Annotated in this window: 23 protein-coding genes; 8 read left to right on the plus strand and 15 right to left on the minus strand. The window is 70.2% G+C overall.

Annotation, left to right across the window (positions count from 1 at the left end; translation table 11 throughout):
* Window positions 1-22: 22 nt before the first annotated feature.
* Window positions 23-865, minus strand: a complete 843-nt coding sequence (locus tag G361_RS0130220) for a helix-turn-helix transcriptional regulator (protein WP_019930882.1) — start codon at window positions 863-865, stop codon at window positions 23-25.
* A gap of 118 nt (window positions 866-983) precedes the next feature.
* Between G361_RS0130220 and G361_RS0130225 the strand changes: the two genes are divergently transcribed.
* Complete coding sequence (locus tag G361_RS0130225) at window positions 984-2048, plus strand: aldo/keto reductase (protein WP_019930883.1); 1065 nt, start codon at window positions 984-986, stop codon at window positions 2046-2048.
* Window positions 2049-2100: 52 nt separating this feature from the next.
* Here the strand turns inward: G361_RS0130225 and G361_RS0130230 are convergent, their stop codons facing one another.
* From G361_RS0130230 to G361_RS0130255, 6 genes are all read right to left on the minus strand, one after another.
* Window positions 2101-2826, minus strand: a complete 726-nt coding sequence (locus G361_RS0130230) for a sirohydrochlorin chelatase (RefSeq protein WP_019930884.1) — start codon at window positions 2824-2826, stop codon at window positions 2101-2103.
* Window positions 2823-4028 carry a uroporphyrinogen-III synthase gene (locus G361_RS0130235; RefSeq protein WP_019930885.1) on the minus strand — a complete coding sequence of 402 codons (1206 nt, stop codon included), beginning with the start codon at window positions 4026-4028 and terminating at the stop codon, window positions 2823-2825. The genes G361_RS0130230 and G361_RS0130235 overlap by 4 nt, the downstream gene beginning before the upstream one ends.
* On the minus strand, window positions 4025-4426 hold the full coding sequence (gene nirD / locus G361_RS0130240) for a nitrite reductase small subunit NirD (protein ID WP_019930886.1): 402 nt from the start codon (window positions 4424-4426) through the stop codon (window positions 4025-4027). Before nirD ends, G361_RS0130235 begins: the two co-directional genes overlap by 4 nt.
* A gap of 112 nt (window positions 4427-4538) precedes the next feature.
* Complete coding sequence (nirB, locus tag G361_RS0130245; protein ID WP_019930887.1) at window positions 4539-7079, minus strand: nitrite reductase large subunit NirB; 2541 nt, start codon at window positions 7077-7079, stop codon at window positions 4539-4541.
* 35 nt (window positions 7080-7114) lie between these two features.
* Window positions 7115-8605 (minus strand): NarK/NasA family nitrate transporter, encoded by a 1491-nt coding sequence (locus G361_RS0130250; RefSeq protein ID WP_019930888.1) that lies wholly within the window; start codon window positions 8603-8605, stop codon window positions 7115-7117.
* Between the two features lie 253 nt (window positions 8606-8858).
* Window positions 8859-10193 carry an MFS transporter gene (locus tag G361_RS0130255; RefSeq protein ID WP_231387125.1) on the minus strand — a complete coding sequence of 445 codons (1335 nt, stop codon included), beginning with the start codon at window positions 10191-10193 and terminating at the stop codon, window positions 8859-8861.
* A 65-nt stretch (window positions 10194-10258) separates the two neighbouring features.
* On the opposite strand from G361_RS0130255, the gene G361_RS0130260 reads away from it, so the two are divergent.
* On the plus strand, window positions 10259-10927 hold the full coding sequence (locus G361_RS0130260; RefSeq protein WP_019930890.1) for a FadR/GntR family transcriptional regulator: 669 nt from the start codon (window positions 10259-10261) through the stop codon (window positions 10925-10927).
* A 7-nt stretch (window positions 10928-10934) separates the two neighbouring features.
* On the opposite strand, the gene G361_RS0130265 is transcribed toward G361_RS0130260, so the two are convergent.
* From G361_RS0130265 to G361_RS0130275, 3 genes are all read right to left on the minus strand, one after another.
* Window positions 10935-11786, minus strand: a complete 852-nt coding sequence (locus tag G361_RS0130265) for a TIGR02569 family protein (protein WP_026343683.1) — start codon at window positions 11784-11786, stop codon at window positions 10935-10937.
* A gap of 54 nt (window positions 11787-11840) precedes the next feature.
* Window positions 11841-13022: an adenylyltransferase/sulfurtransferase MoeZ gene (gene moeZ / locus G361_RS0130270; RefSeq protein ID WP_026343684.1), complete on the minus strand. Its 1182-nt coding sequence runs from the start codon at window positions 13020-13022 to the stop codon at window positions 11841-11843.
* A gap of 160 nt (window positions 13023-13182) precedes the next feature.
* Window positions 13183-14154, minus strand: a complete 972-nt coding sequence (locus G361_RS0130275) for a DUF3152 domain-containing protein (RefSeq protein ID WP_019930893.1) — start codon at window positions 14152-14154, stop codon at window positions 13183-13185.
* Window positions 14155-14453: 299 nt separating this feature from the next.
* Between G361_RS0130275 and G361_RS0130280 the strand changes: the two genes are divergently transcribed.
* On the plus strand, window positions 14454-15128 hold the full coding sequence (locus G361_RS0130280) for a TetR/AcrR family transcriptional regulator (RefSeq protein ID WP_019930894.1): 675 nt from the start codon (window positions 14454-14456) through the stop codon (window positions 15126-15128).
* Here the strand turns inward: G361_RS0130280 and G361_RS0130285 are convergent.
* Window positions 15125-15352, minus strand: coding sequence for a DUF3107 domain-containing protein (locus G361_RS0130285; RefSeq protein ID WP_019930895.1), 228 nt, complete (start codon window positions 15350-15352; stop codon window positions 15125-15127). The genes G361_RS0130280 and G361_RS0130285 overlap by 4 nt on opposite strands.
* Before the next feature lie 121 nt (window positions 15353-15473).
* Entirely contained in the window at window positions 15474-16172 is a 699-nt protein-coding gene (locus G361_RS0130290; protein ID WP_019930896.1) for a ferritin-like fold-containing protein, read from the minus strand.
* A gap of 603 nt (window positions 16173-16775) precedes the next feature.
* Between G361_RS0130290 and G361_RS0130295 the strand changes: the two genes are divergently transcribed.
* Together G361_RS0130295 and G361_RS0130300 are read left to right on the plus strand one after the other, a co-directional pair.
* A complete protein-coding gene (locus G361_RS0130295; protein WP_019930897.1) occupies window positions 16776-18443 on the plus strand; it encodes a DEAD/DEAH box helicase in 1668 nt (555 codons plus the stop codon).
* A gap of 176 nt (window positions 18444-18619) precedes the next feature.
* The gene (locus G361_RS0130300; protein ID WP_019930898.1) at window positions 18620-19843 is read left to right on the plus strand and encodes a PQQ-binding-like beta-propeller repeat protein; all 1224 of its coding nucleotides are present in this window, start codon (window positions 18620-18622) and stop codon (window positions 19841-19843) included.
* Window positions 19844-19848: 5 nt separating this feature from the next.
* Here G361_RS0130300 and G361_RS0130305 read toward each other — a convergent pair whose 3' ends face one another.
* The 3 genes from G361_RS0130305 to G361_RS0130315 are packed head-to-tail and all read right to left on the minus strand — an operon-like array spanning window position 19849 to window position 23666.
* Entirely contained in the window at window positions 19849-21228 is a 1380-nt protein-coding gene (locus G361_RS0130305; RefSeq protein ID WP_019930899.1) for an NtaA/DmoA family FMN-dependent monooxygenase, read from the minus strand.
* On the minus strand, window positions 21225-22334 hold the full coding sequence (locus G361_RS0130310; RefSeq protein ID WP_231387127.1) for an LLM class flavin-dependent oxidoreductase: 1110 nt from the start codon (window positions 22332-22334) through the stop codon (window positions 21225-21227). The genes G361_RS0130305 and G361_RS0130310 overlap by 4 nt, the downstream gene beginning before the upstream one ends.
* 30 nt (window positions 22335-22364) lie before the next feature.
* Window positions 22365-23666, minus strand: coding sequence for a hypothetical protein (locus tag G361_RS0130315; RefSeq protein WP_019930901.1), 1302 nt, complete (start codon window positions 23664-23666; stop codon window positions 22365-22367).
* A gap of 54 nt (window positions 23667-23720) precedes the next feature.
* Between G361_RS0130315 and G361_RS0130320 the strand changes: the two genes are divergently transcribed.
* Genes G361_RS0130320 through G361_RS0130330 form a run of 3 tightly spaced genes read left to right on the plus strand, consistent with a single transcriptional unit; the run spans window position 23721 to window position 25372 of the window.
* Complete coding sequence (locus tag G361_RS0130320; RefSeq protein ID WP_019930902.1) at window positions 23721-24254, plus strand: helix-turn-helix domain-containing protein; 534 nt, start codon at window positions 23721-23723, stop codon at window positions 24252-24254.
* Between the two features lie 39 nt (window positions 24255-24293).
* Window positions 24294-24899 (plus strand): acid phosphatase, encoded by a 606-nt coding sequence (locus G361_RS0130325; protein WP_026343687.1) that lies wholly within the window; start codon window positions 24294-24296, stop codon window positions 24897-24899.
* A complete protein-coding gene (locus G361_RS0130330) occupies window positions 24896-25372 on the plus strand; it encodes a GNAT family N-acetyltransferase (protein ID WP_019930904.1) in 477 nt (158 codons plus the stop codon). Before G361_RS0130325 ends, G361_RS0130330 begins: the two co-directional genes overlap by 4 nt.
* The last annotated feature ends 75 nt before the right edge of the window (window positions 25373-25447 follow it).

Below are 25447 nucleotides of genomic sequence, written 5' to 3' on the forward strand. Positions count from 1 at the left end.
CGACGGCACCGGCCGTCCTGATTCATCGGCCCGCGCCGCCGCACAGCTGATGCAGGGCCGCCCGGCTCACGGGGTCGGCGGCCCGATAGATGACAACGTAGTGGTCCGGATGCTGTACCGGCACGAGCGCCTCGAAATCGACGGTGAACCGCCCGACCTCGGGATGCAGGATGGTCTTCGCCCCACTGCCGTGCACCCGCACGTCACGATCGGCCCACATCGCCGCGAATTCCGCACTGCCGGAGACGAATTCGTCGATCCGCTCGGCCAGCTCCTCGTCGTCCGGATGTGCGGCCCAGGTGGCGCGGAGATCGGCGATGCACTCCCGCAACCGCTCGTCGCGATCCGCATAGCGCTCACGCACCTCCGGATGGAACAGGAACAACCAGATCCCGTTGCGCTGCCGCACCGGCACCTCGCCGTAGTCCACGATCACCCGGGCCATCTCCGGATTCCAGGCCAGAATGTCGTTGCGGTGGTTGCGAACCATCGCCGGCAACGGCGACAGATCGGCGAGCAACCGAACCAGCTCCGGCGGCGCCACGGCAACCGGCCGGCTGCCATGAGCCGGCCGCTGCTGAGCGAGATCGAACAGATAAGCCCGCTCGTCCGGAGCCAGCCGCAACGCCCGCGACAACGCCTCCAGCACCTCGACCGAGGGCCGCAACCCCCGCGCCTGCTCCAGCCGCACCACGTATTCGGTGCTCACCCCGGCAAGCTCGGCAACCTCTTCCCGCCGCAACCCCGGCGTCCGCCGCGCCCGCCGCCGCGCAGGCAGCCCGAAATCGTCCGGATCCAGACGCTCACGCCGGGCCCGCAGAAACGCCGCCAGCTCCCGGGTCGTATCCACCGCACCGGTCGTCATCCCTCGATCCTACGGCGCACGGGTGGTACCGGCCTTACCAGGAAAAGCTCTCCCTTATCGAATATCCCGGCGGTTCGCAGACTGGATCTCGAATCACGTAATCGAACAAGGAGACTCGATGTCCCTCACGCTCGACACCTACCGGCTGCTCGGCCGTTCCGGCCTGCGGGTCTCACCGTTGGCGCTGGGCGCCATGACCTTCGGGGCGGACTGGGGCTGGGGCGCCGATACCGATGACGCGCGCAAACTCTTCGACACCTATGTCGGGCGCGGTGGCAATTTCATCGATACCGCCAGCATGTACACCGACGGCACCTCGGAGCGGCTGCTCGGGGAGTTCACTCGGGACAATCGCGAAAGTCTGGTGCTGGCAACGAAATACACGATGTTGCGGCGGCCCGGTGATCCGAATTCGGGTGGGAATCAGCGCAAGAGCATGTTCGCCTCGGTGGAGAACAGTCTGCGGCAACTGAACACCGATTACCTCGATCTGTTGTACCTGCATGCCTGGGACGCACTGACCCCGGTCGAGGAGATCCTGCGGGGGATGGATGATCTGGTGCGGCAGGGCAAGGTGTTGTACGTGGCGATCTCGGACGCGCCGGCCTGGCAGGTGGCGCGGATGCAGACGATCGCGGATCTGCGCGGCTGGTCGCCGCTGGTGGGGTTGCAGATCGAGTACAGCCTGCTCGAGCGGACCGTGGAGCGCGAGCTCATTCCGATGGCCCGCGAATTGGGGCTGGGTGTGATCCCCTGGTCGCCGTTGGCCAGTGGCGTGCTGACCGGGAAGTACGGTCGTGACGATCTCGGTGGCGAAGCGGTTGCCGCGCCGGAGGGCACTCGGAAGAATCTCGCGAAAGCCCAAGGGTCACTGACGGAACGGGGACTCGCCATCGCGGATGTGGTGCGGGAGGTGGCCGCCGAGCTGGGCCACAGCCCGGCTCAGGTGGCGCTGGCCTGGACGCTGCGCAATCCGGCGGTGACGGCGCCGATCATCGGGGCTCGCACGGCTGCGCAGCTCGAGGACAACCTCGGTGCGCTGGAGGTCGAATTCGAGGCCGATCATCTGGCCCGATTGGACGCCGCCAGTGCGATCGAACTCGGCTTCCCGCACGAATTCCTGGACCGCGCGATGACCCGGGCGGTCACCTTCGGCGATCTGAAGATCGAGGCGCGGCGCTGAGGATCGCGCCGAGTCCGTGGCAACTCGCCGATGGGCCGCCCCGGCCGCAGCGTCAGGCGACCGCGTCGAGGAGGGTGTCCGCGGCGGTGCGGTAGCGGTCCGCGAGCAGGCGGACGACCGACGGGTGTACGCCGATGGGTTCGGCCACACCGTCGGCGCCGACGGTGTGCAGGCGCTGCTGGAAGAGTCCCTCGGCGAGCAGATACGAGCTGACGAAGACTCGTTTCGCACCCGATGCACGCAGTGCGGCAACCACTTCGGGGACACGCGGGGCACCGGTCGCGATGGTTGCGACCCGCACCGTGGCGTGCAGGAGGTCGCCCAGCAGGGCTCCCGCGCGCCGGACGTCGTGGCGCGCACGGGCATCCGAGGAGCCGGCGGCGGCGAGGACCACCGCGTCACCGGGTTGCCAACCGGCCGTGCGCAATCGGGCCCGGAGTACCCGGGCCAGGGCAGGGTCGGGGCCCATGGCCGGGGTGACCGTCACGGCCGGGTGGCCGCTCTCGGTCACCTCGCGGGGTACGTCCCGGTACACGTGGTAGCCGGAGGCGAGGAAGGCCGGGACCACCACGGCCGGAATCGGATTCAGGTCGCGCAGGACCTCCGCCGGGGTCGGGCCGAGGACGTCGACGAATGCGGTTCGCACCATGGGTGCATCGGAATGTGATGCGCCGCAGCTCAATTCGTGGCCGACTGCGGCTGCCAGGTCGCTCACCATCTGTACGCCCCGGGCGCTGCGGGTGCCGTGGGCGACCAGCAGCAGGGCGGGTGTGTTCACCAATCTCCCGTCACGGGGGCGAGCCGGCGCGGGCGCAGCGACGGAGCGTAGCCCACCGGCGGGCGTGGGTTGTTGTCGATGCACTCGGCCGGATCCAGGGCCAGCCGGTAGCCCCGTTTCACCACGGTCTGAATGGCTTTCGGGGAGCCGAGACCGGCGCGCAGGCGGGCGATGCCGGTCTCCACCGCATGCGTGTCGTCACCGCCGCCGGGCAGGGCGGCGAGCAGATCCTCGCGGGACACCACTCGGCCGGGTTGCCGGGCCAGTGCGCGCATCAGGGCCATCGGGGCGGGGGCGAGCTGCCGGACGGTGCCGTCCACCACGACGCAGCCGCCGCGCACGCTCAGGATGTGGCCGCCGGCGTGGATCTTGTTGGCGCGCCGGGGAAGTTCCTCGGCGACGTGGCGGGCCAGCGCGCCCAGGCGGGCACGGCCGGGCGAGGTGGTGGCCACGCCGAGTTCCTCCAGCGGGGCCGCGGTGATCGGGCCGACGCAGGCGGGCAGGACGCGGGTGCGGAAGGCGTGCACGACGGCGTCGAGCAGGCCGGTTTCCTTGGCGCGCATCAGCAGTGAGGCCACCGCGGGGGCGCTGGTGAAGGTCACGCAGTCCAGGCCGAAGGTGACGATCGCCTCGATCAGGCGGTCCATCGGCTGCCGATCCTCCGGCGGTATCCAGCGATACACCGGCACCGGTACGACATCCGCTCCGGCGCAACGCAATACCTCGCAGAAGTCCGGTACCGGCTCCCATTCGGTGGTGGCGCCGTGCAATTGGACCGCGATGCGGACGCCTTCGACGCCCTCGCCGAGCAGGTGGTCGAGCACCTCGGCCGAGGATTCCGAGGCCGGGGACCATTCCTCGCGCAGCTCCGCGGCGCGGATGGCGCCCTTGGCCTTCGGGCCGCGGGCGAGCAAGCGGGTGCCGGCCAGTGTGGTGCGCAGATCCTCGGCCAAGCCCCAGCCCTCCGCGGCCTCCATCCAGCCGCGGAAGCCGATCCCGGTGGTGGCGACCGCCACCTGCGGCGGGTCGGTGACCAACTGCCGGGTGACCCGCTCCAGTTCGGTGTCGTCGGCCAGGGGGATGATCCGGATCGCCGGGGCGGCGACCACGATCGCGCCCCGGCGGGACAGCAGCGTGCCGAGTTCGTCGGCGCGCCGCGCGGCGGTCACACCGACGGTGAAACCGTCCAGCTCTCCCGTCACGGTAGCTCCGCCGGTTCGCCCGGCGCGACCGGCTCGTTCGAGACGGAGACGACCCCGTCCGACAATCGGACGGCGTACACCGGAAGCGTGACGGCCCCGTCGTCCAGGCAGCGGCCGTCCAGCAGCGAGAAGGCCTGCTTCAGCAGCGGCGACGCCACGATCGGCACGCCGCCGCGGTCGCCGACGATACCGCGCGACATCACCGCGGCCCGGCCGAACGGATCGATATTGCCGACGGCGTACAGCGAACCGTCCGGCAACAGGAACAGCGCGGCCTGCCGGCCACCTTTCAGCAACACCGCCACGCCGCGGCCGGAGATCAGATAGTCGAGCCGGCAGGCCTGGGTCCAGCCGGTGGTGGTGACCTGCGTGGGCACGGTCGTATCGATAACGGTCATCGGTAGCTCTCCTCCGAACGCCTTACCTAGTTGGTACCGGCACGCTGTTTCCGGGCGATTACGCGCCCATTTCTCCCGCATGGCACCGGCCGGGCCGGTTGTGACCCGAATCTCACCGGGCCGCGGGGCCTTCCGCGAAACCGGGCATACCGAGCAGAACGGGCGTCTTGCGCTCGCCGCTGTCGTCGAACGTGATCGTCGGATCGGGCTCGTCGGGCGCGTTCACGAAGGAGACGAAGCGCGACAGTTTCGCCGGATCGTCGAGCACCGCGGCCCACTCGTCGCGGTAGCCGGCAACATGCTGCGCCATCGCCGCCTCCAACTCGGCCGCGATACCCAGCGCATCGTCGCATACGACCGACTTCAGATAGTCGAGGCCGCCCTCGAGCGCCTCCTGCCACGGCGCGGTGCGCTGCAGCCGGTCCGCGGTGCGGATGTAGAACATCAGGTAGCGGTCGATGTACCTGATCAGCGTCTCGTCGTCGAGATCGCCGGCCAGCAGCACCGCGTGCTTCGGGCTGAGACCGCCGTTGCCGCCGACGTACAGGTTCCAGCCGTGCTCGGTGGCGATGACGCCGACATCCTTGCCGCGCGCCTCCGCGCATTCGCGGGCACAGCCGGACACCGCCAGCTTCAGCTTGTGCGGCGAGCGCAGGCCGCGGTACCGCTTCTCCAGCAGTACGGCCATGCCGACCGAATCCTGCTGGCCGTAGCGGCACCAGGTCGAGCCGACGCAGCTCTTCACCGTGCGCAGCGACTTGCCGTAGGCGTGCCCGGACTCCATGCCGGCGTCGACCAGCCGCTGCCAGATCTTCGGCAGCTGCTCCACCCGCGCGCCGAACAGGTCGATGCGCTGGCCGCCGGTCACCTTCACGTAGAGGCCGAAATCCTTTGCGATGCTGCCGATCTCGATGAGCTGATCGGCGGTCACCTCGCCGCCGGGCATCCGCGGCACCACCGAATAGGTGCCGTTCTTCTGCATGTTCGCCAGGAAGTGGTCGTTGGTGTCCTGCAGCGCCGCCTGCTCGCCGTCGAGGATGTGATCGCTCGAGGTGGAGGCCAGGATCGACGCCACCGTGGGCTTGCAGATGTCGCAGCCCATACCGCGGCCGTGCCGGCCGATCAGCTGGGAGAACGTCCGGATGCCGGTGGTCTGCACGATGTGGAACAGCTCCTGCCGGGACTGGTCGAAGTGCTCGCACAGCGCCTTCGACATCGCCACACCGGACTGCTCCAGCAGCTTCTTCAGCATGGGAACGCAACCGCCGCACGAGGTTCCGGCCTTGGTGCAGCTCTTGATCGCCGGTACGTCGCAGGCGCCCTCGTGGATCGCGCCGACGATGGCGCCCTTGCTCACGTTGTTGCAGGAGCAGATCTGGGCCTCGTCGGGCAGCGCGTCGGCGCCGAGTTCGGCGCCGGCCGGGGAGATCAGCGCCGCCGGTTCGGCGGGCAGTTCGCTGCCCACCAGCGGCCGCAGCGCCGCGTACGCCGAGGCGTCGCCGACCAGGATGCCGCCGAGCAGGGTCTTCGCGTCGTCGGAGACCACCAGCTTGGCGTAGGTGCCGCGCGCCGCGTCGTGCAGCACCACCGACAGCGCACCCTCGGTGACGCCGTGCGCGTCGCCGAAGCTGGCCACGTCGACGCCGAGCAGTTTCAGCTTGGTGGACATGTCGGCGCCCGGGAATTCGCCACTGCCGCCGAGCAATCGGTCGACGGCGACCTCCGCGGTCGTGTAGCCCGGGGCCACCAGGCCGTAGCAGCTACCCTCGACCGCCGCGACCTCGCCGACGGCCAGGATGTGCGGATCGGAGGTCCGCATCCCGAGGTCGGTGATCACGCCGCCGCGCGGGCCGACCTCGAGGCCGGCGTCGCGGGCGAGCTGGTCGCGCGGCCGGACACCGGCGGAGAAGACCACCAGCGCGGCGTCGATCACCGATTCGTCCGACAGCGTGATCCGAAGTCCCGCACCGTCTTCCGCGGGTTCGATGGCCGAGGTGCCGACGCCGGTGTGCACCTGCAGGCCCAGATCGGTGACCAGGCGCTCGAGGATCGCGCCGCCGCCCTCGTCGACCTGGGCCGGCATCAGCCGGGTGTTGTACTCGACGACGTGCGGGGTCATGCCCAGCAGCCGCAGCGCGTTGGCGGCCTCCAGGCCCAGCAGACCGCCACCGACGACCACACCGACCGCGCCGGGACCGGCCGCCTGCGCGGTGGCCCGGATGCCGTCGAGATCCTCGAGCGTCCGGTAGACGAAGCAGGCCGGCAGGTCGTGCCCGGGGACCGGGGGCACGAACGGGTACGAGCCGGTGGCCAGCACCAGCGCGTCGTAGCCGACGACGTCACCGGTCGAGGTGGTGACCTTGCGGGCGGCGCGGTCGATCGTGTCGGCGCGCGCGCCGAGCCGCAGGTCCACCAGATCGTCGCCGGCGTACTCGTTACCGGGCAGCGCCAGCTGCGCGGCATCCCAGCTGCCGACATAGGACGACAATCCGACCCGATCGTAGGCGGGCAGCGACTCCTCACCGAGGATCACGACCTGCCAGCGGCCGTCGAGGTCCCGGGCCCGCAGCGCCTCCACGAAGCGGTGGCCGACCATCCCGTGTCCGGCCACGACCACGGTCTTGCGGTCACCGGGTTCCAGTGCGGCGTTCATGCTCTGTCCTTTGCGGTATCGGGTCGGATGTCGGTTCAGCGGGCGGTGTCGCGCACGACGGCGCCACCGTCGTGCGATTCGGCTTCCAGGACCAGCGCCTCGGCCTCGGTCACCACCGCGGCCGCGGTGGGCGCCTCCTCCGGGCGGGTCACGCCGCGGCCGCTCGGGCGCCGCAGGAACACCGCCCAGCAGACCAGCGCGCAGACCAGGTAGAAGACCGTGAACACCCAGAACGCCGTGGTGGCCGACTTGGTGGCGGAGTACGAGGAGCGCAGCACCAGGTTGATACCCACGCCGCCGAGGGCGCCGATCGCGCCGACGACACCGATCAGAGCGCCGGAGGTGTTCTGCGACCACGCCGCACGAGCGGCCGGATCCAGTTGCAGGCTACGGGATTTCGCGTCGAACACGGACGGGATGATCTTGGTGACCGCGCCGTTGCCGATGCCCGACACCAGGAACAGGATGATGAATCCGATCACCAGCGCGACCATCACGCCGCCCTTGGGGGCGTGCTTGTGCCCGTCGGCGACGTGGCTGGCCAAGGCCACCACGATCGCGCCGGCCGTCATCGCGAGGAAGGTGTACAGCGTCACCTTGCTGCCGCCGATCTTGTCGGCCCACTTGCCACCGTACGGCCGCGACAGCGAGCCCAGCAGCGGTCCGATGAAGGCGATCTGCGCGGCGTGCAGGGCGGCCGCGGCGACCTTCGCGCCACCGGCGATGAAACCGATCTGCAGCACCTGGCCGAAGGCGAAGCCGTAACCGATGAACGAACCGAAGGTGCCGATGTACAGGAACGCGATGGCCCAGGACTGCGGCACCTTCAGCGCGGTCAGCATGTAGCCGTAATCCGCCTTCTGATTGCGGACGTTGTTCATGTTCAGCGCCGCGCCGACCGCCGCGAGCACGATCAGCACCAGGTACACCAGGCAGACCACCGAGGCGTGCCCGTAGGCGCTGCCCAGCGTCGCGATGACGGCCAGGCCGATCAGCTGGATCGCCGGTACGCCGATATTGCCGCCACCGGCGTTCATGCCCAGCGCCCAGCCCTTGCGCCGCTGCGGGTAGAACACGTTGATATTCGCCATCGACGACGCGAAATTGCCGCCGCCCAGACCGGCGAATGCCGCGATGATCAGAAATGTCGTGTACGAGGTGCCCGGGTGATTGATGAAATACAGCGTCAGCAACGTCGGGACCAACAGTGCGAGTGCGCTGAAGATGGTCCAGTTGCGACCGCCGAACTTCGCGGTGGCCACGGTGTAGGGAACGCGCAGTATGCCGCCGACCAGCGTCGGGATCGCGCCGAGGAAGAATTTTCCGGCCGGGTCGATGTGGAACACATCGGTCGGCATGAACAGCACCATCACCGACCAGATCGACCACACCGAGAAGCCGACGTGCTCGGCGAACACCGACCAGATCAGGTTGCGGCGCGCGATACCCTCACCGCCGGCCTCCCAGGCCTCGACGTCCTCGGCATCCCAATGGTCGATGTCGTGATTGCGTGGCAACGTGGTCAACTCGGGCCTCCTGAAATCTGGGTGGCCCAACCGTAGGAAACGGGTATTGCGGCGATGCTGCGCGAAATCACCGGTGCATCAACGGTTGCTCACGTGGTTTCGGGGGCTCCGGTGAGAAGGAAGCCATTGTTTCGTGCGTGTGACACCAGCGTTGCCGTGGGTCAAGAAGCGCCGACAATCGCACGTCGGAGCATTGAGAGCGTGTGTTCTCGCCCACAAACGATTGCCCCCGAGGGACATGATGCTCCGGCCCTCACCGCCCGGCAAGCCGGGCGATGAGGGTGTCCTCCAGCAACCGCGGCTTGCACGCCTGCCACCCGGCGATCAGCAGGACGACCTGGACGGCCGCCAGCAGCGCGAACGGCACGGCCCAGCCGCCCGAAACACCGTGCAGCACACCGAACAACAGCGGCCCGACGCACGCGACGGTGTACCCCACGCCCTGGGTGAACCCGGACAGCGCCGCCGAACCGGCCTGGGTGCGGCTGCGCAGGTTGATCAGGGTCAGCGCCATCGGGAACGTGCTCGGGCCCAGGCCCAGCAGCAGCACCCACAGCAACGGCGCGGCCATCGGCGCCAGCAGGAGACCCGCGAATGCGGCGAGATAGCAAGCGACACAACCGATCACGACCACGAACGGATTGCGCATGCGCGCGGCCAGCGGCGGCGCGGTCAGCGCGGACACCAGTCCGATCAGCGCGAAGACGCCGACCATACTGCCGCCGAACGCCGCACTCGCGCCGGCATCGGTGAAGATCTTCGGCAACCAGGTGAACATGGCGTAGGTGGTCAGCGAGGTCATGCCGAACATGCCCGCCATGCCCCACGCCACCGGCGAGCGCCACACCGGGCCGACGCCGCCGGCCCGCGCCGCGGCGGAACCGTCCACCGGCCGGACCGCCGCCGGGCCGGTCACGAGACGTTCAGCCGATTCGTGGCCCGGCACCGCGTCCAGCGCCGTGTGGTCGGCGAGATCCCGGCCGCGGCGACTCCGGAGCACACCGGCCCACGGCAGCACCGCCACGAATGCGAGCAGCGCCCACATCCCGAGCGAGATCCGCCAGCCGTGCGCCTGCGCCACCGGCACGGCGACCAGCGCCGGCACCACCGTGCCGAGCTGAACCATGGTGATGTAGACCGAGCTCAGCACGGCCAGCCGATCGGCGAAGTAGCGCTTGACCAGCGGCGGGATCACCACATTGCCGATGCCCATCCCGCTCAGCGCCAGCGCCGAGCACACCAGCAGCTCCCAGGTCTGCGGGACGACGGCCCGCACGACCTGCCCGACCCCGGCGGCCAGCATCGCGACCAGCACGGTGCGCTCCAGCCCCAGCCGCCGCACCAGCACCGGGGTGAGCAGCCCGGCCAGCGCGAACATCGCGGTCGGGATCATGCCGAACACGCCCACGACGGCCGTCGAATAGCCGACGTCGTGCCCGATCCGCTCGGCCAGCGGGGTGAATGCGGTGACCGCGGTCCGCAGGTTGAGCGCCGACAATACGATCGCCGCCAGCACGAGCAACCGCCCCTCGCGAAGGGAGGGGCGGGACGGGGCGGCGATGGTCCGGCGATCGGCGGTTACAGTCACGTAAAAATCATAGGATGATTGGACGATACGAGGCAACGGAATACCCGCGCGGTAGGCTGTGACGCGTGCAACCCGTCCGCCGCACCAGCCTCATCGCGCAGGTCACCGAACAGCTGCGTGCCGAGATCCGTTCCGGCAGCTGGCCGGTCGGCTCCCGTATCCCGACCGAACCGGAGCTGACCGAGCTCACCGGCACCGGCCGCAACACCGTCCGCGAGGCCGTACAGGCCCTCGTGCACGCCGGCATGCTGGAGCGCCGGCAGGGCTCGGGCACCTACGTCATCGCGACCTCCGACCTGGGCGGCACGCTGACCAAATACTTCGCCGACGCGCAGGCCCGGGATGTGCTGGAGCTACGGCAGGCCCTCGACACCACCGCCGCGCGACTGGCCGCGCAGCGCCGCGACGACGCCGACATCGCCTCGTTGCAGCGGTTGCTGGAGGAACGCAAGCGGGCCTGGGACGAGACCGGCGCCGAGGCCCTCGAAACCGACGTGCAGTTGCACCGCGCGATCGTGGTGGCCAGCCACAACGCGGTGTACCTGGAGTTCTACGATTCGCTGCTGCCGGTGATCGAACAGGGCATCCGGGTCAACATCGCGCGGGCCCTCGGCCCCTACCACCAGGAGCACACCGAACTGGTGCAGGCCGTCGTCGACGGCGACCCTGATCGCGCGGCCCGCGTCGCCAACTGCTTCCTCGGCCTGCTCATCTCCGAATATTCGGATCGCTGAACGACTTTCACACCATCAGGCGGACCATATCGGCGGTGCGGGCCAGTCCCGCGAAGGCCTCCGGGGTGGACCTCGGATGCAGCGCGTGCACCGCGAGCCGGAACATGACCGCGCGCAACAACATCTGCGGCCATTCCGGCAGATCGGTCCAGCGCCGCAGCAATCCGTCGTCGGCGCCGCCCCAGGACAGCGCGTCGACGACGATCACACCCGCGGCCCAGGCGGCGGGCCGCCAGTACGGGGTGATGTCGGTGAGGCCCGGTCCGCCCTCGGCGGCGAACAGCACGGTCCCGAACAGGTCGCCGTGCACCAGTTGCGGTGCGGTGCGGACCTGTTTGCGCAGCGTGGACAGCTGGGTGAGCATCTGCAGGCTGCGCTGGCCGTCCGGGGAGGTGGCCGGCTGCATTCCGCCGAGTTTCAGGGCGCGCAGCGGTACCGGCTCCCATGCCGCCCGGTCGGCGGCGGCGAACACGTCCACATCCCCGTAGGGTGCGACCGGCTGCTGCGACAGGAACCGGGGACGCTCCAGCGCGCCGGTGGACCGGTGCAGCCGCAGCGAGACCGAGACGACCTCGTCGTGCCGGGCGTCGGGGGTGCCTTCGAGGTACGTGTCGGCCCGCCAGCCCGACACCACGTAGCGGCCGTCGGTCGCTCGCACCGGGCGGGCCAGTCGCAGCCCGTCGACCTTGAGGTTCTCGCGAACCTTTGCCGACCACGCCGCGCGGGCGTGATCGGCCACCGGGCTGAGCACCACGTCACCGCAGCGCCATCCGCCCTCCCAGTCGCCGAGCGCGACCGGCGTCACCTCGCGAAGCCCGAACGTGCCGCGCACGTGCTCGGGAGGTTCCACAGAAGTCACGGACCGTACCGTATCCCGGACCGGTCGGCATCGACAGGCGCCGCGCCGGAACCCTCAGTACACCGGCAGGGACGGGTCGATCTGGTTGGCCCAGGCGAGGATTCCGCCCTGCAGGTGGGTGGCGTCGGAGAAGCCTGCCTGTTTGAGGGCGGCCAGGGCCTCGGCCGAGCGGACACCGGACTTGCAGTGCAGCACGATCGGGCGGTTCTGCGGCAGTTCGGCCAGCGCCTCACCGGACAGGATGCGGTCCTTGGGGATCAGCGTGGCGCCCTCGATGCGGACGATGTCCCATTCGACGGGCTCGCGCACGTCGATGATCGCCACATCCTTGCCCGCGTCGAGCATGTCCTTCAGCTCGCGCGCGGTGATCGTGGAACCGATCGCGGCGGCCTGACCCTCCTCGGACACCACACCGCAGAAGGCGTCGTAGTCGATCAGTTCGGTGATCGGCTCGCGGGCCGGGTCGCGGCGCAGCTTGATGGTCCGGTAGTTCATGTCCAGTGCGTCGTAGACCATCAACCGGCCGAGCAGCGAATCGCCGATACCGGTGATCAGCTTGATCGCCTCGGTGACCATGACCGAGCCGATCGACGCGCACAGCACGCCGAGCACGCCGCCCTCGGCGCAGGACGGGACCATGCCCGGCGGCGGCGCCTCCGGGTACAGATCGCGGTAGTTGATGCCGCGGCCGTCCGGGGCGTCCTCCCAGAACACCGAGACCTGGCCCTCGAACCGGTAGATCGAACCCCACACGTACGGTTTGCCGGCCAGCACCGCGGCGTCGTTCACCAGATAGCGGGTCGCGAAATTGTCGGTGCCGTCGACGATCAGGTCGTACTGCCGGAACAGGTCGACCGCATTGTCCGGTTCCAGCCGGATCTTGTGCAGCTGCACGGTCACATGGGAATTGATCTCCACGATGGAATCGCGCGCGCTGTCGGCCTTGCTGCGGCCGATATCGGATTCACCGTGAATGATCTGCCGTTGCAGATTCGACGAGTCGACCTCGTCGAATTCCACGATGCCGAGGGTACCGACGCCGGCCGCGGCCAGATACAACAGGGCCGGCGAGCCGAGCCCACCCGCGCCGATCACCAGAACCTTGGCGTTCTTCAGGCGCTTCTGCCCGTCGACGCCGACGTCGGGAATGATCAGATGCCGGCTGTAGCGGGCGACCTCGTCCTTGGTCAGCTCCGCGGCAGGCTCCACCAGAGGCGGCAGGGTGGCTGGTGACACGTTTCTCGGACTCCTCGAATCGACTTCGCTCGGCGCACGTGGCTGTGAACGCCACACGTGCAACGCCACGAATCGGATCGTTCTTCCCCACCATGGTGCCGCACCCCCGGCCCGGCGCGGCGGCCGACCCGGCTCACCCGAGGCGCACCGGCCCCGCGTTTCAGAGGCGCGGATACGGCCAGGGGTTGAACCGGCACTTCTTCCCGTCCATCGGCACCACACCCTGCGGATCGAGGGCCGCGATGTCGTCGTTGGCGGTACCGAAGGTCTGCTGCATCATCACCGGGGCCAGCCCGCCGTCGGTGCCGCAGGGCTGGTGCTCGCGGTAGCCGATCGCGTGTCCGACCTCGTGGTTGATCTGGTACTGGCGATACGAGCCGATATCGCCGTCGAACGCGACCGCGCCGCGCACCCAGCGCACCTCGGACAGCACCACGCGGCCCTCGTCGGAGTCGTAACAGGACGAGTCGATCGGAATCTCGAAGCCGCAGAGCGTCCGGGTGGTCTGGCGCGAGGCGAGCGCGATCCGGAAGTCCGGGGTGCCGGTCGCGATGCGCTGGAAGCCGAAGCGGGTGTCGTGGATCCAGCTCTTCGGATTGGCCAGCGTGGCCTCGACCATGGCCGCGATCGCCTCGTCACCGCCGAGTTCGGCGGTGTTCACGCCGTTCTCCACCTCGACGGTGTAGGTGAACAGGTGCTGCTCGGCGGTACCCACCCGCGGCGAGCCGCCGGGCACCTGGTGCCAGGCTCCGGCGCCGACCTCGGCGTACTGGCCGCCGTCGGGCAGCGAACCGGCCAACCGGCCGACGAAACTGCCGTCCCCCTTCGGCGGGGCGCCGATCACACCGGCCTTGTCGGAGTGCCGGCTCAGATTGCCCACCACCGGCGCGGGGCTCAGCACGGGCGCACCGACCCCGCGGACCGCGTCGACGGCGACCAGCACCGTGATGACGGTGAGGATCGGCAGCGCGTAGGCCCGCCAGCCGTAGGTGGTGACGAAGCGGCGTAGCCGGCCCGGCTTCGCGATCACGGGTTCCGGCGCGTCCTCCGGCACCGGGTCCCATTGCGCCCGCAGCGGCTCTCCGGGCGGGGAGTACCCGGCCGGTCTGGCCCGTTGGTCGGTCACCACCACAGAGTCTCACAACCAGCGGCGTCGCATTCCGGCACCCGGTACTCGATGCGTTACGGTTGCGGGTTTCCTCGCGGAAATGCGACATTTCCCACTGCATCCAATTACTGACCGATTGCCAACAGCAATTACGGGTGCCGCCACAACCGCCAGCGGTGGTTGCCTGGATGCCGTAAGCTCCGGGCGCGGTGGCCTCGAGCACCGGCGCTTCGCCACCCGATGCGGGTATCGTTCGTGGGATACCCCCTGGAGAGCTCTGCCGGACCGGCAATCGTCAACGGGAAAGATTTGGGAGAAGCGAAATGACCGACCTCGTGGACCGGGCGACATCGCATCGAGCGTCGTCCGAGGCCATGGCTCCGAGCAAGCGCGGTACCCGCCTGCCCCGCGACGCGCGGCGGGCGCAGCTGCTAGCGGCGGCCAGCGAGGTCTTCGTGCTACGCGGGTACCACGCGGCCGGCATGGACGAGATCTCGCAGTGCGCGGGAGTCTCCAAACCCGTTCTCTACCAACACTTCTCCAGCAAGCTGGAACTCTATCTGGCGGTCCTGCAGAACTACATCGACGTGCTGGTCTCCAGCGTGCGGCAGGCCCTGCGCTCCACCACCGACAACCGGCAGCGGGTGCGCGCGGCGGTGCAGGCGTACTTCGATTTCGTGGATCACGAGACGCAGGGCTTCCGGCTGGTCTTCGAATCCGATCTGACCAGCGAGCCGCAGGTGCAGCGCCGGGTCGAGCAGGCCACCGAGGCCTGCGTGGACGCGGTGTACGACCTGGTCTCGCACGATTCCGGACTGGACCCGTACCGGGCCCGCATCCTGGCCGTGGGGCTGGTGGGCGCGAGCCAGATCACCGCCCGCTACTGGCTGGAGGCCGACCGCCCCATCCCGAAGGAGGAGGCGGTCGACACCACTGTCGCCCTGTGCTGGGGTGGACTCTCGCACGTGCCCACCCGCGGACCGGGCCAGCGCGACTAGACCGCGGCGAACCCGACCCGGCCGCTGGTGGTGCTGCCGATCTCCACGTAGGCGACCTTGGCGGCCTGGATCAGGTACTTGCGGCCCTTCTCGTCGACGAGGGTGAGCACGCTATCGCCGCCACCCAGTGCACCGGATACCAGCGTCTCGACCTCTTCCTGGGTCTGCGAGCTCGCGATGACGAGTTCGCGCGGGCTGTCCGCAATACCGATCTTGACCTCCACGGCCGAACCTCCTACTTGTCCAGTGACTGGTTGGTCCAAGGCTAGTGCAGCGGCGGGCCACGCCGTTATCGGTGCAGGTGCGCTGTCAGCGAACGGATCCCGCGCCGGGCGGACGGCGTGATCAGGCCAGTCCCAGGATCCGCATGCGCTCGGTGTGCCGGGTCTGCATGTGGTCGAACAGCGCGCCGATGCCGTTCAGGTCGCCGGTGGCGCCGAGGACCAGTTCGGTCAGCTCGTCGCGCTGGGCCATCACGAACTGGGCCTGGGTGATCGCCTCGCCGAGCAGCCGGCGGCCCCACAGGGTGAGGCGGTCGCGCTCGGAACGGCTCACCGCGACCGCGCTGCGCACCTCCTCGACCACGAATTCGGAGTGCCCGGTCTCGGCCAGCACGTCGCGCACGACACTCGAGACCTCGGGGGCCAGCGAGACGGCGAGCACGGTGTAGAAGTCGGCGGCGATGCCGTCGCCGACGTAGAACTTGACCATCGACTCCAGCCAGGTCGACGGGTCGGTGGACACGTGATAGTCGTCGAGGGCGGCCACGAAGGGCGCCATCGCGTCGAACGCGTCGACGCCGCGCTCGGCCAGCGCCTGCTCGAGCGTGCGGAAGTGGCCCATCTCGGCGGCGGCCATCTTCGCCGCCGCCACCTTCCCGCGCAGGGTGGGCGACAGCTCGGCCTCCTCGGCCAGCCGGTAGAACGCCGAGATCTCGCCGTAGGCGAGGACGGCGAACAGGTCGGTGACGCCGGGATGGTCGGCGGGGATACGGACCTCGAGATCGTCGGACTGGGGCGGCGCGGCCGGCGGGTTCACTCCCATACCGTCCACCCTAGCCGCCGGTCCGGCGCCCCGGCACCTCGACGGGGCCGCCGGAAATGCCGAAATGCAGCGAATTCCCGTGCGCCACAGCACGAATACCGATCGCATCCCGGACCCGCGCCGCGGCGGTTCGGAAATCCGGCCCACATTTTCGGGTGGCGGAAATCGGGCGCAGAAAGCTATCACGCTACAATCTCCTTGGGCAACGAAAATTTCGGCTCACAGACGCCGGCTCACAATCGAGCCGGAGCAGCCGAGCAGGGGTTGATCGTCGCCCGTGAAAATGTGCGCGCACCAGATCCGCGACACCGCCGCGCCGGGTAGCTGCCCGTCCCCTCGGGCCCGTTGCGCCGGATGCGGCGCCCGCCGGCCCGCCGCGGTTGCTTCAGCCGACGCATCGGTCGCAGCGAGCGCCGGCAGCGGTCGCAGCGCCGGAAACGGCACGGGCGGGAGGAAACCGCCGGATCCGTGGTCCGCCCTGGTGGCAAGCCGTCCGCATCGGACCGGCCGCCGTCGGTGCTTCCCACACCTCGTGCGCGCGAGATGCGATAACACGAGGAAGGCACGAACCTGAGCAAGATCACCATCGAACCGGAGCCCGGTTTGACCGACACGCTACTCACAGCGGAGCTCGACCCGGCTCATACCGCACCCACCTTCGCCGAACTGGGCGTACGCCCGGAGATCGTCCGCGCACTGGGCGAGATCGGCATCGAACGCACCTTCGCGATCCAGGAACTCACCCTGCCGCTGGCGCTGGCCGGCGAGGATCTCATCGGCCAGGCCCGCACCGGCATGGGCAAGACCTACGGCTTCGGCGTGCCGCTGCTGCACCGGGTGGCCACGGCCGGCTCCGGCACCACGCCGCTGGACGGCACGCCGCGCGCGCTGGTCATCGTCCCCACCCGCGAGCTGTGCGTCCAGGTCACCGACGATCTGGAGAAGGCCGCCAAACACCTCACCGGCGGTCACGGCCCGCTGCGGGTGACCTCCATCTACGGCGGCCGGCCCTACGAGTCGCAGATCTCGGCGCTGCGCTCCGGTGTCGACGTGGTCGTCGGCACCCCCGGCCGCCTGCTCGACCTGGCCGAACAGCAGCACCTGATCCTCGGCAAGGTCGGCGTCCTGGTGCTCGACGAGGCCGACGAGATGCTCGACCTGGGCTTCCTGCCCGATATCGAGCGCATCCTGACCATGGTGCCGGACCGCCGGCAGACCATGCTGTTCTCGGCCACCATGCCCGGCCCGATCATCACGCTGGCCCGCACCTTCCTGCACAAGCCGACGCACATCCGGGCCGAGGAGGCCAGCGATTCGGCCGTGCACGACCGCACCGCGCAGTTCGTCTACCGGGCGCACGCCCTGGACAAGAGCGAACTGGTCGCGCGCATCCTGCAGGCGGAGACCCGCGGCGCCACGATGATCTTCACCCGCACCAAGCGCACGGCCCAGAAGGTGGCCGACGACCTCGCCGACCGCGGCTTCGCCGTCGGCGCGGTACACGGCGACCTGGGCCAGGTCCAGCGGGAGAAGGCGCTGGACAAGTTCCGCAAAGGCAAGATCGACGTGCTGGTCGCCACCGACGTCGCCGCGCGCGGCATCGATATCGACGATGTCACGCACGTCCTGAACTACCAGTGCCCCGAGGACGAGAAGACCTATGTGCACCGCATCGGCCGCACCGGCCGGGCCGGGCGCACTGGTGTCGCGGTCACCCTGGTCGACTGGGACGAGCTGAACCGCTGGGCGGCGATCGACGCCGCGCTGAGCCTCGGCATCCCCGAACCGGTGGAGACCTACTCGCGCTCACCGCACCTGTTCGCCGAACTCGGCATCCCCGAGGGCGTGACCGGTGTGCTGCGGCACAAGCCGGAGCGCGACGAGGACGCCGTGGTGGTGGAGCGTGAGCCTCGCGCCACCCGGACCCGCTCGCGCCGGCGCACCCGCGGTGGCCAGCCGATCGACCAGGCCGAGGGCGCCCTGGAGACCACCGACGAGGTCACCGCGGCCGAGCCGGACTCCGCCGCCGACGCGGAGGGGGCCGACAAGCCCCGTCGCCGCCGCCGGGCGGGTGCGGACGGGGCCGACGACACCACGGCCGTGACGACCGCGGAGGACACCGAGGAGGGCGAGAGCGCCGCGGTCGCCGAGGAGTCCGCCGACGGTGAGGGCGGAGACCGGCCCGCACGTCGCCGGCGCCGCCGCCGCAAGCCGGCCGGTGCGCACGACGCCGCGGCCGACACCGAGGCCGAGGTGGCCGCGTCCGCCTGATCCACGCGCATACTGCCCCGGACCTTCACGTCCGGGGCAGTGTCGTCCGATCGCTCGGTTCGGTCCCGATACGCCGGAAGCGGGCATCGCGGCTCGGGTCGGTGCCGCGGTCGCGGGGGTGGGGGTGGAAATGTCGCCGTTCGAAGACCGGACCGGGATCGGATAGGCTCGCCGACGTGCTCGTACCCGAACGGCGGACGCGCGCCGACCTCGTTGCCGCAGCCGTGATCGCCGTCGTGGTGGTGATCCTGGTGGTCGTCGTGTGGGCGAAGAGCGATGCGCGCGGGACGATCTCCGAGCCGGCGGGACATGCCGCCGCGCCGGCCGCACCGATCGAGCGGTTGCCGCAGTCGTTGCACGAGCTGTGGCACGCTCCCGACGGCGCGACCGACCGGGCACTGGCGGTCAGTGGGGTCGCGATCACGGCCGACGACGGCACGGTCACCGGCCACGATCCGGTGACCGGAAAGCAGCTGTGGAAGTACCAGCGGAACATGCCGTTGTGCGGCGCGGAGAGTCAGTACGGCGCGGTCATCGCCACCTACCGGGACCGCCGCGGCTGCAGCCAGACCACGCTGCTGGGCGCCGATACGGGAGCCCGGCGCACCGCGCGCAGCAGCTACATGGACCAGCAGGTGACCTTCGGGATGGACGGCACCTACACCGTCGCGCAGGGGCCCGACCGGCTGGAGGTGTGGCGCTCGGATCTGGTGCGCACCCTGGAGTACGGGAAGGTCGACGCGCCGGTGAACCCGCGGACCCAGCCGCGCAAGGGTTGCCGGTTGCTCTCCGCCGCTTCGAGTTCCACCCGGCTGGCGGTGCTCGAGCGGTGTCCCGACGATCCGACCGACCGGCTGACCGTGCAGAATCCGGCCCCCAAGGACAGCACGGTCCCCGAGGAGTACGGCTCGCACGTGCTGACCGAGGCGGGGGCCGCCGCGGAGGGCGCGCGGGTGATCGCGGTGTCCGACAACCGGGTCGCGCTCTACCTGCCCGGAATCGGCAGTACCGCACCGGAATTCGCGGTCTACGACGCATCCGCCAATCTGGTCGTCACCCATCGGCTGACCGCCCCGCTGTCGGATCGCACCACCGTGGCCCGGGTCGGCTCCGCCTTCGCAGTATTCACCGGCAACAGTGTGATCGCCTTGAACACCACGACTTTCGATCCGATGTGGACGGCGGCCGACGCGCTCGGCACCCCCGCCCAGCTGGCGGGGCAACTGTTGCTGCCGGTGCCCGACGGCATCGCGGTGCTCGATCCGGCCACCGGCGCCGCTACCTCACGAATCCCGTTGCAGCGCACGGACTATCACGGCGAGCTGATCACGCTGGCGGGTACCGGGTCGACCGTTCTGGAGCGCCGGGGCACCGAGCTGTACGGCGTCGGGCAGTCCTGATCCGGTCAGCGGCGGGTCAGCGGCGGGCGCAGGCCCAGATGTTCGCGCAGGGTGGTCCCGGCGTAGGCGGTGCGGTACGAACCCCGTTCCTGTAGTTCGGGAATCAGCCAGTCGACGATCTCGTCGAGCCCGGTGGGCACCAGATACGGGGAGATGTTGAAACCGTCGGTGGCGCCGTGGCGGACCCAGCGGGTCAGTTCGTCGGCGACCTGACCGGGCGTGCCCTGGAAACCCGAGCGGAAGGAGGTGGCGACGGCCACCTGCCGGAGGCTGAGCTTCTGCTCCGCGGCGAGCGCGCGCCACCGTTGCGCGATCTCGAGCCGGTTCTGCCCGTCGCGTTGCGCGCCGCGGGTCACGCCGATCGCGGAATCGTCCGGATCCTCCTGCGGCAGTGGGCCGTCGGGGTCGTAGCCGGACAGATCGCGGCCCCAGACCTGACCGACCAGCGACAGCGCGGTGGCGCCGGTGATCTGGTTCTCCCGCACCCAGCGGGCCTTCTCCTCCACCTCGGACTGCTTCTCCGCCAGCACGATCTGGGTGCCGGGCAGGATCCGGATGTCGTCGGCGGGCCGGCCGGCGGCGACCAGGCGGCGGCGGATGTCGCGGGCGAAGGCGAGGGCGTCGTCGAAATGCGTACCGTGCGGCGAGAAGATGACCTCGGCGTGCGCGGCGGCGAAATCGCGGCCCGCCGGGGAGACCCCGGCCTGGAAGATCACCGGATGCCCCTGCGGGCTGCGCGGCAGCGTCGGGGTGATCGATACCCGGAAGTGCTCGTTGTCGCGCTCGACCCGGCGCACGTCGCCGCGCAGCCAGGTGGCGCTGTGCCGGGAGGGCGCGATCGCGTCGTCCGGCCAGGAATCCCAGATCTCGCGGGCCACCCGCAGGAATTCGGCGGCGCGCTCGTAGCGCTGGGCATGATCGAGATAGCCGCCGCGGCGGAAATTGGCGCCGGTCCAGGCGTTGTCGGTGGTGACGGCGTTCCAGCCGGCGCGACCGCCGGAGAGCACGTCGAGCCCGGCCAGGCGGCGGGCCAGATCCGCGGGCTCGTTGTAGGTGGTGTTCTGGGTGGCGACCAGGCCGATCCGCTCGGTGATCCCGGCCAGCGCCGCCAGTTCGGTGACGGCGTCGGGGCGACCGGCGATATCGGTGTCGAGCAGTTTGCCGTCCTGCTCGCGCAGCCGCAGGCCCTCACCGAGGAAGAACGCGTCGAACAGTCCGCGCTCGGCGGTGGTGGCGACGCGGCGGAAGGTCTCGAAGTCGATCTGCGAGCCGCTGGTGAGGTCCGACCAGATCGTGGTGTGGTTGACGCCCTGGAAGAAGACCCCGAAATGCACGTGGGCATCCGGGAACGGCACCTCGCCGGCCGCGGCGCGGTCGTCGGTCATCGGCTGAGCTCCTTCGCGTAACGGTTGGCGGGCCGGGACAGGCCGAGATTCGCGCGCAGCGTCGACCCCGGGACGGGCCGCCGGATCAGCCCCGAGCGCAGCAGAGGGGGCAGGACCAGCCGGAACAGCTCGGGCAGATCCTCGTCGACGACCGCCGGATGCAGCCGCACCCCGTCGACCCGGCCGGACAGCTCGGTGAGCAACGTGACCAGTTCCGCGCCGGTGCCGGCGAACGCCGAACGTCCGGTCGCCGTGGTGTTCTCGTGCCGATCGAGGTCCGCGAGCCGATCCGCGGCGGTGGCCGACGGCGTGTCGAGTGCCACCTCGAGATCGGCGAAAATCAGTGTGGCGCCGGCATTCCGGGCCTCGTCGGCGGCCGCGACGGTGGCCGCGGTGGTCGCGCCGCGCACGACCACGACGTCCACGCCGCCGGGCTCGTATCCGAACACCACGACCTGTCCCTGCGGCGGCCGCGGCACGATGGCGGGCCCCTTCACCGCGAAGGATTCGCCCTCGAAGTCGATGTAGTGCAACCGATCCCGGTCCAGGAACCGGCTGGTGGCGTAGTCGCGGACCACCGCGTCGTCGTCCCACGAATCCCACAGCCGCCGGGCGACCTCGACGGAATCCGTTCGCTCGCGGCGGATCTCGGCCTCGGCCGGCCGCGGTGCGGCACCCCAGGCGACCGCCGCCGCGACGGGCTCGTCGGCGACCAGCCAGCCCGCCCGGCCGCGCGACGCGTAGTCCAGCGTGGCCAGTTGCGAGGACAGGTGGAACGGTTCGGCGTAGGTGGCCGCGGCCACCGGCACCAGGCCGAGGGTGCTGGTGGTGGCCGCGACGAAGGTCGCCCGGGTGAGCGCGTCGATCCGCCCGGCCGGTCCGGTGCTCGGCGGCAGGATCGAATCCTCGAAGGTCGCGAACGTGAATCCGGCGTTCTCGGCGGCCGTCACCCGATCCCGCAACGTCCGCCCGGTGAGCAGTCCGTCCGGCTCGTGCGCGGCCCGCCGCCACGCGGCAGGGTGATACCCCTCCCCGTCAAGCTCGATACCGACCACGAACGGATATGTCCGCGCACCGCTGTCGCTCGCCATGGGTTCGATTGTCATCGAACCACTCCCCCGGCACCACGCTTTCCCTCACCGTGATCCGAAACCCTTACCCCACCCGGACCATTTCCCGCCCCGGGTGCGCGGGGTGGGGCCGATCCAGTCGGCGATATCGGTGATCACGGATTCGTCCACGTGCTGGGGACGCTGATAGTCGGCAGGGGTGGAGGGACCGGTTCCGGGGAAGAGCATGTGGTCGATCGATGCGTGGAGGCGGAACGTGGTGTGCGGGTGGTGTTCCAGTCCGGCCTGCCATCGCGGCAGGTCCTCGGCGGCCGTCACCTGGTAGTCGCGACCGCCCTGGACGATCAGGATCGGCCGGTCCAGCGCGGCGGCGGTGGCCACCTGGTCGTAGCCGCGCAGGTCCAGCCAGTAGGAGGCGGGCCAGCCGAACAGCAGGCCGGTGGCGGGGGTATCCGGTGCGAGGTCCGGACTTTCGGTCGCGGCGGCCTGCGCCGACAGCGATTCGACTGTGGCCGTGGCATTTTCGCCGGGATCGAGGTCCGCCAGGTAGCGGGCCACCCGGATCACCGCGCGGGGCAACGGGATCGTATCGCCGGACAGGATCGCCACGCCGGCGATCGAGGGTTCCGCCGCCGCGACGCGCGGGGCCGCCTTGCCGCCGCCGCTGTGCCCGGCGACGAATACCCGCGCCGGGTCGACGCGGGGGTGCCGCTGCAGCTGCCGAACCGCCGAAATGGCGTGTGGCAGATACTCTTCGGCCATCGTGAAGCCGGAATCGGCGGCCGCCTCGCCGTGCACCAGGGTGAGCTTGTCGAAGCGCAGGACGGCGATGCCGCGGGTGGCCAGGCCGTGGGCGAGATCCTTGAACGGTTTGTTGGGGCCGGTGGTCGCGTCGCGGTCGGTGGGGCCGGAGGCGAGCAGCACCACGGCCGGGTGCGGGCCGCGACCGCCGGGCAGGGTGAGGGTGCCGGGGACCGCGCGCGGGGCCTCACCCACGGTCACCTCGTGCTCGGTGTGCCGGCCCCGGGCGTACGGCGGGGGTGTCCAGTCGCCGCCGGCGGCGGCCAGGCGGAAGCCGTGGAGCGCGCCCGCGGCATCGACGGCGAATACGACCGTCAGGCCGCCGCGGGCACAGATCACCGGGATCCGCACGCGCACAAGACCTTCCGGTCCCGGCTCGCCGAGGCCGGCCCCCGTCTCGCCGACCGCGCCGACCCTGGCGAGCTCGGTGGTCCAGGCGACGGCGACGGTCTGCGCGGAGACCGCCGCTCGCAGGCGGGGTGCGAACATCGCCTCGAGCTCGTCGAATCGCTGCGCTCGCAGCAACGCCATCGCGGATTCGGCCGCCGCCACCGGATCTGTCGCCATCACGCTACCTTTCTCATTTTTGAGAAAGGTAGCACGATATGAGAACGTTCAACAGTGGACGTCTTCGAACTGCTGGCGCATCCGGCGCGGCTGCGCATCGTGCACGCACTCGGCGGTGACCGGACGCTGACCACGTCCGAGCTGTGCGCCCGGCTGCCGGACATCTCGAAGGCGACGGTGTACCGGCACGTCGATCTGCTCGCCGGCGCCGGCGTACTCGAGGTCGCCGAGGAGCGCCGGGTGCGCGGGGCGGTGGAACGCCACTATCGGCTGCGGCGCGAGCGGGCCGCCGTCGACGCCGAAACCGCCGCGGCCCTTTCCCGCGACGACCATCGCCAGGTTTTCGCCACCGCGCTGGGTGTGCTGCTCGCGGAGTTCAACGCCTATCTGGACCACGAGAATGCCGATCCCGCAACCGATCTCGTCGGCTATCGGCAGCACGCGATCTGGCTCGACCGGGCCGAGCTGGCACAGCTGATCACCGGAATGCGAGCGGCGATCGTCCCCCATCTGTCGCATCCGCCGGCCGGGCGGGGCCGATATCTGCTCAGCCCCATCCTGTTCCCCGTCGAGCTACCGGAGGCGTGATCGGCCGCGGCGGCCCGCCCGTGCGGCATGATCGGAGTCATGGCCGAGACCGAGTACCGACTGGTGTTGCTGCGGCACGGGGAAACGGCGTGGTCGGCAGCGCACAAACACACCGGCCGCACGGATGTGCCGCTCACCGAACTCGGGGAGCGGCAGGCGCGCGCGGCCCGGCCGCTGCTGGACGGGCTGCGCCTGCGCGACCCGCTCACCCTGACCAGCCCGCGGCACCGGGCGCTCCGGACCGCCGAACTGGCCGGCCTGGCCGGGGCGCGGCCGGACGACGACCTGGTCGAATGGGATTACGGCGAGTACGAGGGCCTGACCACGCCGGAGATCCAGCGCACGGCGCCCGGGTGGACCGTCTTCACCGGCGAGGTACCCGGCGGCGAGACGCTCGCCGAGGTGTCGGCCCGCGCCGATCGGGTACTGGATTCGGTGATACCCGCGCTGGCCGAGCGCGATGTGATCCTGGTGGGGCACGGGCACTTCTCCCGGGTGCTGATCGCCCGCTGGAACGAGTTCGACGCACGGGAGGGTCGCCGGTTCTTCCTGTCCACCGCGGGCGTTTCGGTGCTGGGGCACGATCACCATGCCCGGAGCACGCTGGCGCACAACCTCGTTCCGACCCTGGAGGAAGTTCGATGATCCGCCCGGCCACCGCCGCCGACGTCCCCGCGATGGTGCGACTGGTGTACGACCTCGCCGACTACGAGAAGGCCCGCGACCAGTGCACGCTGACCGAGGAGCGGTTGCACACCGCGCTGTTCGGTCCCGCCCCGGCGCTGTTCGCCCATGTGGCCGTGGATGATTCGAGCGGTACGGTGCTCGGCTGCGCCATCTGGTTCCTGAACTTCTCCACCTGGGACGGGGTGCACGGCATCTATCTGGAGGACCTGTACGTCATGCCGGAGGCGCGCGGGCGCGGGCTGGGCAAGGCGCTGCTGGCCGAACTGGCCCGGGTGGCGGTCGAGCGCGGCTACAGCCGGGTCGCCTGGTCGGTGCTGGACTGGAACGCCCCCTCGATCGACTTCTACCGGGCGATCGGGGCGCAGCCGCAGGAGGAATGGCTCGGCTACCGGTTGTCCGGCACTGCGCTGAGCCGGCTCGCCGGGGCCTGATCAGGCGCGCACGCGCGGGTGTGCCGCCGCATGGCAAGCCCGAGGAAGGCTGGGCAAACTCCGGGGCCATCGCGG

The sequence above is a fragment of the Nocardia sp. BMG111209 genome, assembly GCF_000381925.1.
In the GTDB taxonomy this organism is placed as follows: Bacteria; Actinomycetota; Actinomycetes; order Mycobacteriales; family Mycobacteriaceae; genus Nocardia.